Annotated in this window: 1 protein-coding gene; it reads right to left on the bottom strand. The window is 48.2% G+C overall.

What is annotated here, in order from left to right:
* Positions 1 to 280: lipopolysaccharide kinase InaA family protein (locus FN960_RS23935; RefSeq protein ID WP_221936847.1), on the bottom strand; the 280-nt coding region annotated here is incomplete at both ends.

Below are 280 nucleotides of genomic sequence, written 5' to 3'. Positions count from 1 at the left end.
GCGGCGACGACTTTTCTCCAGGTCAAGAAAACCAGCTTCTGCATTACCTTCTGTTTTCACATAGATATGGCGAACATAACAACAGCCATGCTGACGATTAATGCCATGCATTTTCTTAAACGCCAGCGCCACTGCTTTCAACATGGCTTGCCGTACTTCGTCAGAATAAGGCGATACTGCATGCTGGGCATACCAGTCAGCAATGCTGATGAACCCCGCCATATCTTCAGTCACCAGCAACGCTCGCCATTCACCCTCAATTTTCACCGCTTCACCAAAA

Origin of the sequence: Alkalicoccobacillus porphyridii (assembly GCF_007293315.1) — a bacterium.
Taxonomy (GTDB): Bacteria; Bacillota; Bacilli; order Bacillales; family Bacillaceae_D; genus Alkalicoccobacillus; species Alkalicoccobacillus porphyridii.
This window is presented reverse-complemented; position numbering and strand designations above follow the sequence as displayed.